Genomic DNA, 15,162 nt, shown 5'->3' with positions numbered 1-15,162 from the left:
GAAATACTACTACATTATACTACTATTAAAATATGTTTTTTATTTTTTACCCAATACCTTTTTGAAAATAGTTACAATTCCCAAAACGATAAATCCAAATACCAACCCCAGAGCAAATTCTTTTACAAAAGAAGGTAGTTGTGGAGCAAAATGATGTAGGAAATCAATGTTGTGAGCAAATATTCCTCCAGATACTAAAAGCAAAGCAATGGTTCCAATTACCGCTAAACTCTTAATCACTTTTGGTAATGCCTGAACTAAAATATTTCCTATCCATTTTGAAAAACTTTTTTCTTTAGTGCTTAATGCAATTAGTTTAAAACCTACTTCGTCCATTCTAACAATTAAAGCTACAATTCCATAAACTCCTACAGTTGCCAGAATTGCAATTATCGAAACTACCGCAATTTGTGTACTTAAAGATTCTTCGATTACTGTTCCTAACGCAATAATCACAATTTCGACAGATAAAATAAAGTCAGTTATAATAGCCGATTTTATTTTGTCTTTTTCCATAGCCAAAATTTCAGCTTCGGTATAATTTTGTGTCAGAATATCTGATTTTGCATGATTTCGATGAAAAAAGAATTCATATATTTTTTCGGCACCTTCGTAAGCCAAAAAAAGTCCTCCTAAAACTAAAATAATGACAATAGCTACAGGGAAAAAGGCACTCAGTAAAAAGGCTATGGGCAAAATGATTAATTTATTAATAAACGAACCTTTTGCAATAGCCCATAAAACAGGAAGTTCTCTTGATGAAACAAATCCTGAAGCTTTTTCGGCATTCACTGCTAAGTCATCGCCTAAAATTCCGGCTGTTTTTTTTGCAGCAACTTTACTCATTACTGCAACATCATCCATAATTGCTGCGATATCATCTAATAGTGCGAAAAAACCTGATGCCATAAATTTTATTTTAATATAGTGTTGCGAAGCTACTGTTTTTTTGGTTTATTCAATTTATAAAAAAACAATTTTTTAATTATTATTTTGAAAAAATAATATAAGATTGCTATCGAAAGAAATTCTTATTCATCTAATTTCATGTTTCCTCTGTCCTTATGATTATCAGGATGTGAATTAGGATAACGATGAGGAGTAATATCTGAATTTAAGTCTTTATTTTCAACAGTTTTCATCGCCTCTTTATCTGTCTTAACACCACGCTTAGCATTGGGATCATCATGATCAATTTCGTTTGAAACAGCATGTGTATCTTCGTGTGAATCTCTGGCTCTGTCTACAACTGTTTTATTTCCGTCAATATCAGTTTCTAATTCTTTATTAAGTTTTAAATTATCAGTTTCCGAATTGCTAGCAATATCTTTGTTTATTTTTTCTGATTTTCTATTATTAGTTTCCATGATTCTATAATTTTAAAGTTTGTTACTTAATATTACGAATTTTAGAGTGGAAATCTAAATTATTTAACATAGCTTTTGGATTGTTATTTAAAAAATTACAAGTCAAAAACTAGTGCAGAATAGATTTTAGAGATTTGATTTATTGTTGTTTTTTTCAAATCGAAGTAACTCCAAATAAGGATTTCCAGTTAAACCTAATGCTATTCCAAACGCAGGTTCCGTTTTATGACCTTGTTGTTTTAAAGCAATGATTTTCTGCCTGAATTGTTCACCATGTTCTTTTAACAGCTGGTCTTCAATTAGCATATGTCTGTATCCAAATTGCTGTTTGACAGGGATGTTTTGTCCAAAGATTTCAATTTCGAATTCATCAATTATGAAATTGGCTATAATTGCTAAATTACCAGAAATTACACGTTCTCTTATTGTGAAATTTTTTTCGTTGCTAAAATTGGCTAAGATTAGTTTCTTAAATTCTTCTTTATTTTTAGTAAAACAAATAATATCAAGATCACTATTTTCTATATCAATGTTTATGGGGATGGTACCTACAAGAATAGGATTATAATCTTGAAGTTTTAGCAAAATTTGATTATTTTTCAAAGTGGTATATGCTTGCTGTTGCCTGAAATTACCACTTTGCAAATAAGTAATGTTATCAAAATCGATGTTTTGGGTTGCCATCTAACTAAAAAATGGTTTTTATTTTTTAGGATATGTAGGCAAAGGAACAAATTCAGTTTCTCCTTCAATTTTGTCAAATTTTTGATCAATCCAGTTTTGCTTGGCTTTTTCGATTAATTCTTTATCGGTCGAAACAAAATTCCAGTCAATAAAACGTTCTTCGGGATAAGCTTCTCCGCCAAAAATATAAATAGTCGAATTAGGCTGGATTGTAAATTCGCAAAGAGAACTATTTTTCGATACTAATATTTGTTTAGGACCATATTGACTACCATCACTTATAATACCGCCTTCCAGAATATAAAGTCCGGCTTCACCATAAAGATGTTCTCCAATGTTTAATTTTTTCTCTGTAACTGATTTGATTTCGATCATATACATCGGGCTATAAACCGGCACACCCGATTTTTTTCCAAATGCTTCACCAGCTACTAGTTTGAATTCAACATCATCTTCTTTCCAGAAAGGGATTTCGTTACTTTCAATATGAAAAAACTCTGGATTCATTTGTTCCAAATGCTTTGGTAAGGCAATCCAAATTTGTAATCCATGCATGTTTTTTTCTGAATGACGTAAATAATCCGGAGTACGTTCAGAATGTACAATACCTTTTCCTGCTGTCATCCAGTTGACTTCGCCTGGTTTTATTTCGATTTCGTTACCCAAAGTATCACGATGCATAATACTGCCTTCAAATAAAAAAGTTAAGGTAGAAAGTCCAATGTGCGGATGTGGTAAAACATCAAAATTTTGTCGTTCACTCATTTTTACCGGTCCCATGTGATCGATATATATAAATGGACCTACCATACGTTTTTGACGAAAAGGGAGTAATCTGCCTACCAGGAAATTACCAATATCGGCAGCGCGTTCTTCTATAATGAGGTTGATATTTGACATACAATTATTTTTAGTTAGCAATTTAATTATTAGCAATTCTATTGTAAAATAGTATTTTGTATTAACAAAAATAGCTTAAAACAGGCAGTTTTCAATGGAATGAATCATTAATTGTATCACAAAAAAAGTCTCAATTTGAACAAATGAGACTTTTTTAAAAACTATTTCTTTTCTTTATTGTTTAGCTTGTCGTCAAGTTCAGGTTCTTCACCTTTAAACTTTTTAGTGTCAGGGTCGTAATTTTCATCGTTAGTTAGCACTTCATCATGTTCTTTATATTGGTGCTTTCTCGTGTCACTTCTGTTATCTCCACCTTTTTTATTGGGTGTCTGCGGATTTTGATTCTGATTTTTCATAGCTATAAAATTTTAAATTTTGAATAAAATTATTTAATAAGCTATTACTGTTTTTACAAGATTATCTTTAAAGATTACAGAATTTAAAATACTGATTTTAAATAGTTTCAATAACGCTTTCCTGCGTTCTTCGTGATTTAGGAGTAGTTTCAAGTCGGTTCAAATCATCTTCGGCACCGTAGCCTACAGCCATTGCAAATAGTGGCTTATAAGTAGTCATGTTAAGAATAGTTTGGTATTTATCAGGTTCAATTCCTTCCATTGGTGTTGCGTCCAGACCTAATGCAGCACTAGCGGTTAAACCAACTCCTAATGCAATATATACCTGATTTGACAACCATACTTTTAAATTAGATTCGGGCATACTGGCTTTTATCTGGTTATACCAATCGACTCTAAATTGTGGAAATTCGTTTTCTACTACGGTTTGAAATGCATCTAAATCATCGGCTACACTAAATACAACTATAAGTTGTGCCTGGTTAACTCTTTCCTGATTGTGTTTAGAAGCTGTAGCAAGTTGTGCTTTTATTTCAGTATTTTGAACAAAAGTAAACTTCCAGGGCTGAATATTAATTGAAGAAGGAGTAAGACGTAAAATTTCTTTTAAATCTTCAATTTTTTCCTGTGGTATTATTTTATTCGGGTTGTACTTTTTAGCAGTATATCTTTTTTGTATTAACTCTAAAATATTCATGACTTTTATTTTTAAGTGTTTTTTAGTAACGCAAAGTTATACTATACTTGCTTTATATTTTAATCCCGGAACATTATTGTGAATTTTGCACCTTCATTTATTTTACTTTCTACTTCGATCGTTCCGCCTAAATTAGTAATGTGATTGTAAATCAGGTATAAACCAATGCCATTGCTGTCATTGTGATGATGAAATTTTTGATGTAAGCCAAATATTTTATCGCGTACTTTATCCATGTCAAAACCTAAGCCGTTATCAGAATAGATAAGCTGACTCTTTCCGTTTACTTTTTTAGTAGCAATATTCACAGCCGGAAAAATATCTGCTTTTGAATATTTTATAGAATTAGTAATCAGATTTAAAAAGATACTTTTTAAATATTCCTGATTGAAATTGATTTGTGTTAGTTCCGAAAAATCACAATCTATAGTTATTTTAGAATTTTTTATCAGTGAATTGATAGAAAATAAAACTTCGTCTAAGTTTTGCTTTACATCTAATATTTCGATAGAAGCATTCAGTTCCTCTTTTTGGATTAATTCGTTTACAGAGTTTTTTAAAGTTTCCTTTAAACGTTCGGTGGTTGTTTTTAGAATATCAATGAATTCAAGCGTTTCTTCATCATTAATTTTAGAAGTATCGAGCAAATTAAATACGGAGAGTAAATTATTAACAGGAGACTTTAAATCATGCGAAGTGGTGTAAGACAAATGCTTTAGGTCTTTGTTTATTTTTGTCAAATTAGTAATTAATACATTGCGTTCTTCTTCAATCTTTTTTTTATGGGTAATGTTTTTAGCAATGGCATAGACTAATTTTTCGTCTTCAACTGGCATTGAAGTCCAGGATAACCATACAATTTCACCTGTTTTAGTCAGGTATCTGTTTTCGAAATTTAAAAGCGGTTTGTTTTTATAAACTTCCTCCCGGGTTTCAAGAGTAGCTTTAAGATCTGGTGTATACACTAAAGTATGTATAGGACGAGAATACAATTCCTCATCAGTATACCCTAATAATTTTGAAACAGCGGGATTTATTCGTCTAAAATACCCGTCAAATCCGGCGATACAAATTAAGTCCGCCGAAATGTTAAAAAAATTATCAAAATGGTATTCTTTGTCGGGGGTAGGACATTTTTTGACTTCCATTGTGATTGAAAATTATGGCTAATTTTTGTTTGTAGATCAGTTCTTACTTCATGATTTATTCGGTTTATTTTTTACACAAAATGGGGCTTCTCAAATTTAGCGAATAATTGTTTAGAAATGTAAGAAAACCATAATTTAAATTAAATATAACTTAGGAGTGTAAAAGCTTGACAATAGTAGCTTTATACAAAATAGCTTGTAGTAAATAAGAAGGATATTTTGTAGTAAGTTGTTTAACTACACTGACCTAGTAAAAACCAAATAATGATAAAAACGATAATGGTTCCAAAACAGCCGCCACCTAATTTTTTTGCTCCGTAACCTGCTAAAAGTCCTCTAAATAAGTTGTTCATAGTACTGTGATTTAAGTTGTAATTTAAAAGAATCAATTTAGAAATTCTAATTGGTATATCTTTTACATACCACATTACAAAAAGTTTCAAAATTCGTAGTAGAATTACTTATATTTGTAGTAAAGGTTGCTAAAATGAGTTTTCATTAAGGCATTAAAAGGGAATCAGGTTGAATACCTGAGCTGTTCCCGCAACTGTAAGCTACAAAGCTTGTCTGCCACTACACAGCCACTGTTTAATCGGGAAGGCCGCCGACAAGACGCAAGCCAGGAGACCTGCCTTTTATTATTTTTAAAATCGAATTCTCGGGTAAAGAATCTTGGTTTGTTTATAGAAAATTCTATTACTGCCTTGTTTTTTTATCGTTTAAAAGCTGAATTACTGTATGAAAAATTCTAATAGTGACCTGAACAATATGATGTGTCTTGATCTTTTTCTTTCAGGGAAAAAAGAAGATACCGTAAAAAACACCCAGAAGATAAAACCGACTAAAACAGTATATCCTTTGATGAGTTTTGACTTGTCAGGCAACAGTATGATGAAGCATATTAAAAGTCTGGATAAGGAAAAGTTATTTGAATTCTCCAATGAATTCAATTGGGATATAGATATTGATCAGGTTCTAAAACCGGCTTATGAGGCATTGGTAGTCACAAATGTGGACCAACTTATTGTCTGGGCAAATGAAGGTTTTAAAAAAATGACTGGCTACACAAGCCATTATGCCATAGGCAGGAAACCCAGTTTTTTACAAGGAATCAATACCTCAGAAGAAGTAAAGAAAAACATCAGAGAAAAACTGGCGCAAGGCAAACCATTTACCGAAGTAATTGTTAATTATCGAAAAAACAAGGAAGAATATTTATGCGAAGTAAGTATCATTCCTCTTCGCAATCAACAAAATCAAATAGTGCATTTCCTGGCTTTAGAAAAAGCAGTTTGATATTTCTATTTTACTGTTGGATCAAAATCGATCATCCATTCGATGCCGTATTTGTCACGAAACATCCCAAAATAAGAACCCCAAGGACTATCTTCCATAGGCATTTCAATGGTTCCGCCTGCTGAAAGTCCGTTAAATAGTTGATTGGCTTCTTCACGGCTTGCAGCGCTAATCGAAATTTTAGATCTGTTTTCGTTTTCATTTACGCGGCCTAAAAATTCAGGAACATCATTCCCCAGTAGAGTATTGGTTCCAATAGGTAATGCAATGTGAAGGATTTTATTAGCATCATTTTCTGCTACTGGAAATTCAGGACCTTTTAAATCTTTTAAACGGATGAGTTTAGTAAATTCTCCACCAAATACTGATTTGTAAAAAGTAAATGCTTCTTCGGCATTTCCGTTAAAATTAATGTGAGGATTAATTAGTGCCATAGCGTAGTTTTTTAATGTTTATTATCGTAAGATCTTTTTATGAAATACTGAATCAGCATGGTGATTAACAGGAAAAAAGTAAAAAATAATGATAATGCAACAAATCCTAAAAGTCCCATTCCGCATCTAAATTCTCTTGCTTTAAAAGCGGCTTCCAGATTTTGAGAAGCAATTGCAAAAGCAATAATCGATAATGCCACCTGTAATAGAAGGCTAATAATGGAAACAGTGGTAAACTTTAATTTAATATCGCCACCAATAGCTTTTCTGCCCAAAAGTATCTGGAATAATAAAGGAAAAACAATTAAGATTAAAGGTAAAGTTCCGTACATATATTATAATTGATAATTTATTCGATTTGTAGGCAAATAAAAAAATCTGGGGAGATTCTGGCAACAAATGTACTATTTCAAATTGTTTTTTCCGAAAAATTAAAAGAGCTTATTTGAGAGGTATGTTTAGTAATACTATAAGCTGATTTTTTCACGGATTGATGATCCACAAACTTGTCATGCTGACGGAGGAAGCATCTTCAATAATACTTAAAAACATAAAGAATTTAGTTTTATTTTTTGGCCATTTTTTAAAGATATTATCCTTGTAAAGTTTTCAATATTTTCTTTAAGTATTAAATAATTGTCAATATGATTAGAAGTAGTACAGATCCATATATCACTAATTTTGTCATTATCTATTTTACACCAGATGATATGGTGATGGAATCCAAAACCTCCATGCTTATAGTTTAGAATTAAATATTCCTTATTTTGAAAAATTGAAGTCAATTGTCTGTTTGGTAAACTGTTATTTATTTCATCAGTTGCATTAAATTTTTCATTTGGATTAGCTATCAAGAATGGATCATTTTTCCATTTATAAAAAATCTCAAATAATTGCTTTGGAATTTCAGCTTTGTCAAATGAAATTCTAAAATCATTCTTTTCAATGGATTTTTTGACTAATTCGATATTCTCATCATTTAAAATTCTATTTTTTGAAAAAGAAAAATCGGAAACATTATTTTGTCCCATGCAGAATGATGTTAAAAGCAAAAATGAGAAACAAGTAAAAATATTTATCAACTTCATGTTTTTCTCTTTTATTTAAGTTACAAAAGTGGTTTTTAACTTCTAAAGTATTTCTAGGTCTATTTCACCTCTTTTGCAAATTAAAAACCGTTCCTGCGGGATCAGTAATCCAGTGCATGTCTTCAGGTAATTCTTCCAATTCATCACAAGTGGCTACACCATTTGAATTCAAATATGCTGTTGCTTCTTCTACATTAGGAACTGTCAGTTGTAACCAGGTTTCAGAATGGGTGTAATTGTCAACACAATCCAGCCAAATCACATTGGCTCCAAATTTTACCGAATGCGTTTTGGAAACCGTTGGGTTACTTATTGGGACTTCGGTGACTTCAAACTTTAAGATGTTTTTATAAAAATTTACGGTATCGTTATACTTGCTTTTAGGAATTTTTATTGCAATGTTAATTCCTGCTTCAAATTGATTATCCATAGTGTTTATTTAAGTTGATTAGTTGATTTTTATTTGAAAACTGCTGCTCGATTGCATCGAGTACCTACTTACTGTAGGAAGCCATATAAAGCATTTGCAATGCGGTTCAATACTAAATTACCATAAAATTGATACATTGCAAAACACAGTATTATTTTCTTTAGAATTATTGTTTTAAAGTATCAAGCCGCGTTGCAAACGCTACGAATTATCTTTTAATTATTTTGGTACTCGTCATAGACAAGCACCAGAGTTGTAGACAAACGAGATCTAGTGGAATAAAAAAGAGCAGTCAATTTATCATTGCTGCTCTTTTTTATTTCTAGTGGTTTTGGAAGACAATTTTTAAGACCACAACTCTCCACAAACTTGTCCTGCTGACGAAGGAAGCATCTCTTTTTATTCACTTATTTACTCACTGTTGTGGGCACGGAAAACATTTCCGCGCTGTCTGGGGCTCTTTACGAAAGGATTAGTTTGGTAGCTGAGGTTACTATCTATTCTTTGATAGTTCATAGTTTTTAATATTCTGACTTTTTTGAAATGCATTTTCTATGAAATATTGAGGATTTTTTAGAAAACGGTCTTCCTCTATTAGTGAAATATAAGAACCTGTTAATTGATCAAATGTTTTACAATTTGGACAAGAATATTTATTGTTAGTTATTAAATTAAATCTGTTCTTTACTTTAATATCATGAAGGTATGAATTGTCAATTGATCTTGAAGTGCAACCATCAGAATTTTGATAAGATGATATAAGCCAGTTATAGTTACCGTTAATTTTCATAACAACTCCAACAATACCATTTGTTTTAGAGGTAGTACTCCCTCTTTTATATTCTTTAAGAGAATATTCAATTTCCCAATCTATCCATTTGCTTTTTTTTATGTTTGGTGAAATAATAACAATTGTAACTGATGTACCGAAAATCATATTCTTAAGATTTTCTTTTATATTTTCAATTGAAGAGCCTGTTAAATCAGGAGATTCACCTGTTTCTCCTTTATAATAAGATGCATCTTTACCAAGTTTTTCAATTATTAAGTCCCTTAATTCTTGGGCTTCGCTATACTTATATGATATAAATGTTTCTCTAGCCATCTTTATTTTTTTAGTTGTTTTAAAAGTTTATCAATTTCTATAATAACTGCATCTAGATTAGTTGGTTCTTTCGCAAGAAGATTGATTATTGGCATTAATGATTCTGGTGACTCAAAATATTTTTTTGGGTCATTAGATATCCTCTCATAAATTTGATAAGTTGCATATCCTGTCAAACCTATTGGGATACAAATGTTGCCGTTATTTTTAGATATTTCAAATTCTCTCAAGACTCCATCTGCATCAATTATTTCATTATCATCATTTTTTTTATTACCAAAAATGAATAGAGATATTCCACATTGAGAAATCATTTTTTGACGATATTCTTCCCACATAATTTTTAAAGGTTTGTCTCCGGTTTCAAATTGTGGAAATGGTTTTAGTATTAATTGACTTTCAGAATATTTAATTGGATTTTTATAAATAGCTTCTAAAGCACCATTGATAATAGAGCTTCCAATACCCCATCCGAATCCATTAACTATTCTGTAATCATTCTCTATAATAACTTTAGAAAGATTGTGAACAAAACCTATTGCTTCATTTTTATCGAATGGTTCATAAGTTTCAGCGCTGCCTGAAATAAAAATTGTTTTTTTCTTATATCGATATTCAATTTCTTTAAGTATTTCTGTAATGTCTTCATATTCATCTATGAGTAATGATTTTATACCATATCTCTTTAGGTCATTTATAGTCAAATATTGTTTTCGAGAGTTATAATAAAGTGTTGCTTCATCAGGATTTTGAGAATCGCCTAATTTATGTTTTTTAACGAAACAGTAATGTTGCCTTTGTTGTTTATCATATCTAAAATTCAACCTACTTAAAATATAGTCTAGATTAGGATCAGTAAAGCTAAACCCTATAAATAAAAAAGTTTTTGTTGTAAGTTCTCCAGCCAAAGCATTTATAAAAGGTTCGTGGGTGGAATGATATTGTTCATATTGTTGTTTAGTTATTATTGCTTCATCTGCATGATTAACATCTCCATGCATTTTGAATATAACAATATCTCTTTTAGGCTTTGTTGTTAATAATTGATTATTTCTATATTTTATATCTACAACTTTATTTTCATTTTTAAATGTTGTTTCTAAAAGCTGGTCATAATTGGTTGTCCATATAGATGATAAAGGAAGGCGGGCAATTAGTTTGTGATTTTCTGTCTCTTTTGCATCTTCAGTAAATTCTTCTAATATTTTTCTATTAATCTTTGAACGTGTTTGATTTTCATTTACGTGAAATTGAGCAAGTGAAACAAGATCTTTTTCATTTTCTATGTTGAGTCCTAAATCATGTGCAATTTCACTCATTAACTCAGCCCAGTTCACAAATCCGGCATTAACACTTAACCCTGCACCAGCAAAAATTGAAGCGGTGCCTTCATTAAGATCTTTAACAAAATCTTTAATAAAAATTTCTATTTCTTGATTCATAATTTTAAGATTTTAACCATTCAGATAGGCTTTTGTAGGTTTTGTTTGGATAAATAACTTTTATGTATTCAGAAGTTAATTCACTTTCTTCTATTCGAGGATATATCTGTAAGTACTCGTTTCCATTCCATACTTGAGAGCTATCAGCAAGTGGAATTATTGCAATATGATCAATGTACTTGTGAGCATCACCAAAACCTAATTCCCAATTGCACCATTTTGATTGAATAGCTTTATTTGTTGCTACAAGAATAAATTTTCTGTTTTGTTTTATTTGGTCTTTAATCCTTTGTGCAGTTATAGCGCTAGTAAATGGAGGTAATGAAGAATCAAGTGAATCAATATAAACACTAACTCCAGAATTTCTAAGTAAAACAATTACCTTATTTACTTCAATTTGTTCTAAATCATCATGACAGTGTGATAAAAAGACTGTTACAGTTGCAGTTGATTTGTTTTGGAATTTAGCTTCATTTAAAGTTTGACTAAACATACGCGTACCTAGTTTGTTTTCAGTTAGAGCTGTGAGTCTGGATTTTGTTAGAATTGCCATAAGAATGTTTTTTAATATAAGAATTTTATTCTAAAAATATATCTTTTTTGTAAATTATTACTGTAGTATCCGTAAAAAGCACAATAATTCGATGAAATGCTATTTTAAGGAATAATCTTAGTTAAATTTATGTAAGAAACTTGCTTTTAGGAAAGTATATATTCTCCATAGCCCTGATGGAAGTGAATATCCTTTTTATTTTGTTTTTTGAATCATGGTAAAACTCAGTATAATTAATTATTGAGAAAAGGCTTCGACAAGCTCAGCCTGACAAAATAAAAAGATATTGCGTCCCGATAGCTATCGGGAAGCAGGAGGGAAGTTGTTATGGAAAACTATCGTTGTGCTCCATAAAAAAACACCAGCCGTGATGACTGGTGTTGTATAAGTTCTCGATACATTTTTTGTTTCATTGCATTACACAAAAAACACTCGAACTGACGGGCATTAATTAGTTGTTCGACTCGCTTTGATTTCTAAAAACCAATTGACCATCAAAAGCATCCAAAAGGATAATGCTATCGGTAGTGATTTTGCCAGCCAGAATTTCTTTAGACAACTGGTTCAACACCTCTCGCTGAATTACACGTTTTACGGGACGCGCCCCAAACTGTGGATCAAATCCTTTATCAGACAAATAATCGATAGCTTCCGGCGTGGCGTCCATAGTAATGCCTTGCTGTGCCAGCATTTTAGTTACTGATTTTAATTGGAGGCCTACAATTTGAGCAATATTAGCATTGGTCAACGGTGTAAACATCACGATTTCGTCAATACGGTTGATGAATTCAGGACGTACGGTTTGTTTCAGTAAGCCTAAAACTTCTACTTTGGCAGCTTCGGTTGCGGCTTCGACGCTTCCTTTTAGGTTCTCGAATTTTTCCTGTATAATATGGCTTCCCATATTAGAAGTCATAATGATAATCGTGTTTTTAAAATCGGCAAGACGGCCTTTGTTATCTGTTAAACGTCCTTCGTCCAGCACCTGTAACAAGATGTTGAAGGTATCAGGATGCGCTTTTTCGATCTCGTCCAACAAAATTACTGAATACGGTTTACGACGCACGGCTTCCGTCAATTGTCCGCCTTCGTCATAGCCCACATATCCCGGAGGCGCACCTACCAATCGGCTCACGCTATGGCGTTCCTGGTATTCGCTCATGTCAATTCGGGTCATGGCATTTTCATCGTCAAACAGATATTCGGCTAAGGCTTTTGCCAATTCGGTTTTCCCCACACCGGTTGTTCCAAGGAACAGGAAGGTACCCACAGGTTTTTTCATGTCCTGCAATCCGGCACGGCTACGGCGTACGGCATCACTAATGGCTTCAATAGCTTCTTCCTGACCTACTACTCTGCGGTGCAGTTCTTCTTCCAGATGCAGGAGTTTTTCTCTCTCGCCCTGAAGCATTTTTACCACAGGAATTCCAGTCCATTTAGCAACCACTTCGGCAATATCTTCGCGGGTTACTTCTTCTTTAATTAGCGAACTTCCGCCGGATTGATTTTCGAGTAATTCCTTATGTAAAGCGTCAAGTCGTTCCTGAGCTTCTTTGATTCTTCCGTAACGTATTTCGGCAACTTTTCCGTAATCGCCATCGCGTTCGGCACGTTCGGCTTCGTATTTAAAGTCTTCGATTTCGGTTTTTACGGTCTGAATGTTATCGACCACATCTTTTTCTGATTTCCATTTGGTGAAAATTTTGTTTCGGTCTTCTTTCAGATTGGCTAATTCCATTCCAAGAACTTTCAGCTTGGTTTCGTCTTTTTCGCGTTTAATAGCTTCAATTTCGATTTCCAACTGCATGATTTTTCGATCCAAAACATCCAGTTCTTCAGGTTTCGAATTAATTTCCATTCGGATTTTAGAAGCTGCTTCGTCCATTAAGTCGATGGCTTTGTCCGGTAAAAAACGATTAGTTATGTAACGTTGCGACAATTCTACGGCAGCAATAATAGCCTCGTCTTTAATTTGGACTTTATGATGTGTTTCGTATTTTTCTTTGATACCACGAAGAATCGAAATAGCACTTTCAGTATCCGGTTCTTCAATTTGTACTTTTTGGAAACGACGTTCCAGTGCTTTGTCTTTTTCGAAATATTTTTGGTATTCGTCTAAAGTCGTTGCACCAATAGCACGCAGTTCACCACGAGCCAAAGCCGGTTTAAGGATATTCGCTGCATCCATCGCACCTTCGCCACCGCCGGCACCTACCAGCGTGTGGATTTCATCAATGAACAACACAATATCACCATCGGCAGCAGTTACTTCTTTCACTACCGATTTTAAACGCTCTTCAAATTCTCCTTTGTATTTGGCACCCGCAATTAAGGCTCCCATATCCAGTGAAAACACGATTTTATCTTTTAGATTTTCAGGAACGTCGCCATCTACAATTCTATGCGCTAAACCTTCGGCAATGGCGGTTTTACCCACACCAGGTTCTCCCACAAGCATTGGGTTATTTTTAGTACGACGGGTCAGGATTTGTAACACACGTCGGATTTCTTCGTCACGACCAATTACCGGATCGAGTTTTCCTGATCGGGCTAATTCGTTGAGGTTTTTAGCGTATTTGTTTAGCGAATTATACGTTTCCTCGGCTGATGCTGAGGTTACTCTTTCGCCTTTTCGTAATTCTTCGATAGTGGCTTTTAATCCTTTTCCGGTTACGCCCTGATCTTTTAAAATTTGCGCCACCTTTGATTTTGAATCGAAAATAGCTAAGATCAAATGTTCGATAGAAACATATTCATCGTTCATTTTTTTAGCAATAATTTCGGCTTCGTTTAGTGCTTTGTTAGCCTCTCTGGAAAGCATTACATCACCACCTGAAACTTTTGGAAAACTCTGAATCGTGCTGTCTAATATTTGTAAAAACAAAGGCACATTTACGTTAAGTTTTTTCAAAATAAAAGGTGCTACATTTTCGTCCACCTCAAAAATGGCTTTAAAAATGTGTTCGTTTTCTATTTGCTGCTGGCCATAACTTTGAGCCAGCTGCTGTGAAAGCTGAATGGCTTCCTGCGATTTAATTGTAAATTTATTGATGTTCATATTGTTTTATAGATTTGGTTTAAACTAATTAATTAACTTTGCAGGAGTTGGGACAAATTATATTCCATAGTAAATTTAAGGACAAAAAGGCATTTTTAAAACGATTTTCAGTAGTTTTTAATGTCAAAAAGTCATAAAACAAGTTAAAATATGAGTTTTTTTAAAAATATTTTTGGTGGGGATGAAGAAACACCAAAGCAGCAAGAAAGTAAAATGAATTGGGAATTGCTAACCGATGTTGATCAGTTGGGCGAAATTATTTTTAATTCGAATGAAAAACCAGCGGTGATTTTTAAGCATAGTACGCGTTGTAGTGTGAGCAGAATGGCTTTAAGACAATTTGAAAATGAATTTAATCTGGAAGAAGAAGTAACACCTTATTTTCTGGATTTGCTTAATTACCGCGAAATTTCGAATGAAATAGCCAATCGTTTTAATGTACATCACGAATCACCACAGATTGTTGTAATAAAAGACGGAAAAGCTGTTTATGATGCTTCACATTCAGATATTGATGCTGTAGGTTTGAAAGATAAATTATAAGATTTTATAAATATTAAAAAGAGCTTGTTCGAAAATAGTATTCCAACAAGCTCTTTTTGTT

17 protein-coding genes and 1 riboswitch are annotated in these 15,162 nt (G+C 32.7%); of the genes, 2 read left to right on the top strand and 15 right to left on the bottom strand.

Going from position 1 to position 15,162, the window contains the following annotated elements; genetic code table 11:
- Positions 1-39 precede the first annotated feature (39 nt).
- From FEM21_RS02490 to FEM21_RS02460, 7 genes are all read right to left on the bottom strand, one after another.
- Complete coding sequence (locus FEM21_RS02490; protein ID WP_035657374.1) at positions 40-909, bottom strand: DUF808 domain-containing protein; 870 nt, start codon at positions 907-909, stop codon at positions 40-42.
- A gap of 122 nt (positions 910-1,031) precedes the next feature.
- Entirely contained in the window at positions 1,032-1,367 is a 336-nt protein-coding gene (locus FEM21_RS02485; protein ID WP_035657372.1) for a hypothetical protein, read from the bottom strand.
- Between the two features lie 126 nt (positions 1,368-1,493).
- A complete protein-coding gene (locus FEM21_RS02480; protein ID WP_035657370.1) occupies positions 1,494-2,051 on the bottom strand; it encodes a DUF4269 domain-containing protein in 558 nt (185 codons plus the stop codon).
- Positions 2,052-2,069: 18 nt separating this feature from the next.
- On the bottom strand, positions 2,070-2,951 hold the full coding sequence (locus FEM21_RS02475) for a pirin family protein (RefSeq protein ID WP_035657368.1): 882 nt from the start codon (positions 2,949-2,951) through the stop codon (positions 2,070-2,072).
- Positions 2,952-3,112: 161 nt separating this feature from the next.
- Positions 3,113-3,307 (bottom strand): hypothetical protein, encoded by a 195-nt coding sequence (locus tag FEM21_RS02470; RefSeq protein ID WP_035657367.1) that lies wholly within the window; start codon positions 3,305-3,307, stop codon positions 3,113-3,115.
- A 97-nt stretch (positions 3,308-3,404) separates the two neighbouring features.
- Entirely contained in the window at positions 3,405-4,004 is a 600-nt protein-coding gene (locus tag FEM21_RS02465; RefSeq protein ID WP_035657364.1) for a nitroreductase family protein, read from the bottom strand.
- A 59-nt stretch (positions 4,005-4,063) separates the two neighbouring features.
- Positions 4,064-5,152, bottom strand: a complete 1,089-nt coding sequence (locus FEM21_RS02460; protein ID WP_035657362.1) for a PAS domain-containing sensor histidine kinase — start codon at positions 5,150-5,152, stop codon at positions 4,064-4,066.
- A gap of 460 nt (positions 5,153-5,612) precedes the next feature.
- Positions 5,613-5,802, top strand: a riboswitch (cobalamin riboswitch).
- 88 nt (positions 5,803-5,890) lie between these two features.
- Between FEM21_RS02460 and FEM21_RS02450 the strand changes: the two genes are divergently transcribed.
- The gene (locus tag FEM21_RS02450; protein WP_051627456.1) at positions 5,891-6,448 is read left to right on the top strand and encodes a PAS domain-containing protein; all 558 of its coding nucleotides are present in this window, start codon (positions 5,891-5,893) and stop codon (positions 6,446-6,448) included.
- A gap of 5 nt (positions 6,449-6,453) precedes the next feature.
- Here FEM21_RS02450 and FEM21_RS02445 read toward each other — a convergent pair whose 3' ends face one another.
- From FEM21_RS02445 to clpB, 8 genes are all read right to left on the bottom strand, one after another.
- A complete protein-coding gene (locus FEM21_RS02445; RefSeq protein WP_035657360.1) occupies positions 6,454-6,882 on the bottom strand; it encodes a VOC family protein in 429 nt (142 codons plus the stop codon).
- A gap of 11 nt (positions 6,883-6,893) precedes the next feature.
- Positions 6,894-7,214 (bottom strand): hypothetical protein, encoded by a 321-nt coding sequence (locus FEM21_RS02440; RefSeq protein ID WP_035657358.1) that lies wholly within the window; start codon positions 7,212-7,214, stop codon positions 6,894-6,896.
- A 210-nt stretch (positions 7,215-7,424) separates the two neighbouring features.
- On the bottom strand, positions 7,425-7,913 hold the full coding sequence (locus FEM21_RS02435; RefSeq protein WP_035657355.1) for a hypothetical protein: 489 nt from the start codon (positions 7,911-7,913) through the stop codon (positions 7,425-7,427).
- A gap of 121 nt (positions 7,914-8,034) precedes the next feature.
- A complete protein-coding gene (locus FEM21_RS02430; protein WP_035657352.1) occupies positions 8,035-8,400 on the bottom strand; it encodes a VOC family protein in 366 nt (121 codons plus the stop codon).
- A gap of 493 nt (positions 8,401-8,893) precedes the next feature.
- Positions 8,894-9,505 (bottom strand): TIR domain-containing protein, encoded by a 612-nt coding sequence (locus tag FEM21_RS02425; protein WP_035657349.1) that lies wholly within the window; start codon positions 9,503-9,505, stop codon positions 8,894-8,896.
- A 2-nt stretch (positions 9,506-9,507) separates the two neighbouring features.
- The gene (locus FEM21_RS02420; RefSeq protein WP_035657348.1) at positions 9,508-10,947 is read right to left on the bottom strand and encodes an SIR2 family protein; all 1,440 of its coding nucleotides are present in this window, start codon (positions 10,945-10,947) and stop codon (positions 9,508-9,510) included.
- Between the two features lie 4 nt (positions 10,948-10,951).
- Positions 10,952-11,500 carry a toll/interleukin-1 receptor domain-containing protein gene (locus tag FEM21_RS02415; RefSeq protein WP_035657346.1) on the bottom strand — a complete coding sequence of 183 codons (549 nt, stop codon included), beginning with the start codon at positions 11,498-11,500 and terminating at the stop codon, positions 10,952-10,954.
- Positions 11,501-11,951: 451 nt separating this feature from the next.
- Positions 11,952-14,558, bottom strand: a complete 2,607-nt coding sequence (gene clpB, locus FEM21_RS02410) for an ATP-dependent chaperone ClpB (protein WP_035657343.1) — start codon at positions 14,556-14,558, stop codon at positions 11,952-11,954.
- A gap of 150 nt (positions 14,559-14,708) precedes the next feature.
- Here clpB and ytxJ point away from each other — a divergent pair, with 150 nt between their 5' ends.
- Positions 14,709-15,101, top strand: coding sequence for a bacillithiol system redox-active protein YtxJ (ytxJ, locus tag FEM21_RS02405; RefSeq protein ID WP_035657342.1), 393 nt, complete (start codon positions 14,709-14,711; stop codon positions 15,099-15,101).
- Positions 15,102-15,162 lie beyond the last annotated feature (61 nt).

It is taken from the genome of Flavobacterium seoulense, from assembly GCF_000695795.1.
Taxonomy (GTDB): domain Bacteria; phylum Bacteroidota; class Bacteroidia; order Flavobacteriales; family Flavobacteriaceae; genus Flavobacterium; species Flavobacterium seoulense.
The sequence above is the reverse complement of the archived record's forward strand: the minus strand, read 5'-3'. Positions and strand labels throughout refer to the sequence as shown.

Coding starts and splice junctions, on each gene's coding strand:
- FEM21_RS02430 (WP_035657352.1), bottom strand. CDS start 8,400: ATGGATAATCAATTTGAAGCAGGAATTAACATTGCAATAAAAATTCCT.
- FEM21_RS02475 (WP_035657368.1), bottom strand. CDS start 2,951: ATGTCAAATATCAACCTCATTATAGAAGAACGCGCTGCCGATATTGGT.
- FEM21_RS02425 (WP_035657349.1), bottom strand. CDS start 9,505: ATGGCTAGAGAAACATTTATATCATATAAGTATAGCGAAGCCCAAGAA.
- FEM21_RS02435 (WP_035657355.1), bottom strand. CDS start 7,913: ATGGGACAAAATAATGTTTCCGATTTTTCTTTTTCAAAAAATAGAATT.
- FEM21_RS02440 (WP_035657358.1), bottom strand. CDS start 7,214: ATGTACGGAACTTTACCTTTAATCTTAATTGTTTTTCCTTTATTATTC.
- FEM21_RS02480 (WP_035657370.1), bottom strand. CDS start 2,051: ATGGCAACCCAAAACATCGATTTTGATAACATTACTTATTTGCAAAGT.
- FEM21_RS02420 (WP_035657348.1), bottom strand. CDS start 10,947: ATGAATCAAGAAATAGAAATTTTTATTAAAGATTTTGTTAAAGATCTT.
- FEM21_RS02445 (WP_035657360.1), bottom strand. CDS start 6,882: ATGGCACTAATTAATCCTCACATTAATTTTAACGGAAATGCCGAAGAA.
- FEM21_RS02490 (WP_035657374.1), bottom strand. CDS start 909: ATGGCATCAGGTTTTTTCGCACTATTAGATGATATCGCAGCAATTATG.
- FEM21_RS02460 (WP_035657362.1), bottom strand. CDS start 5,152: ATGGAAGTCAAAAAATGTCCTACCCCCGACAAAGAATACCATTTTGAT.
- FEM21_RS02485 (WP_035657372.1), bottom strand. CDS start 1,367: ATGGAAACTAATAATAGAAAATCAGAAAAAATAAACAAAGATATTGCT.
- FEM21_RS02450 (WP_051627456.1), top strand. CDS start 5,891: ATGAAAAATTCTAATAGTGACCTGAACAATATGATGTGTCTTGATCTT.
- ytxJ (WP_035657342.1), top strand. CDS start 14,709: ATGAGTTTTTTTAAAAATATTTTTGGTGGGGATGAAGAAACACCAAAG.
- FEM21_RS02465 (WP_035657364.1), bottom strand. CDS start 4,004: ATGAATATTTTAGAGTTAATACAAAAAAGATATACTGCTAAAAAGTAC.
- clpB (WP_035657343.1), bottom strand. CDS start 14,558: ATGAACATCAATAAATTTACAATTAAATCGCAGGAAGCCATTCAGCTT.
- FEM21_RS02415 (WP_035657346.1), bottom strand. CDS start 11,500: ATGGCAATTCTAACAAAATCCAGACTCACAGCTCTAACTGAAAACAAA.
- FEM21_RS02470 (WP_035657367.1), bottom strand. CDS start 3,307: ATGAAAAATCAGAATCAAAATCCGCAGACACCCAATAAAAAAGGTGGA.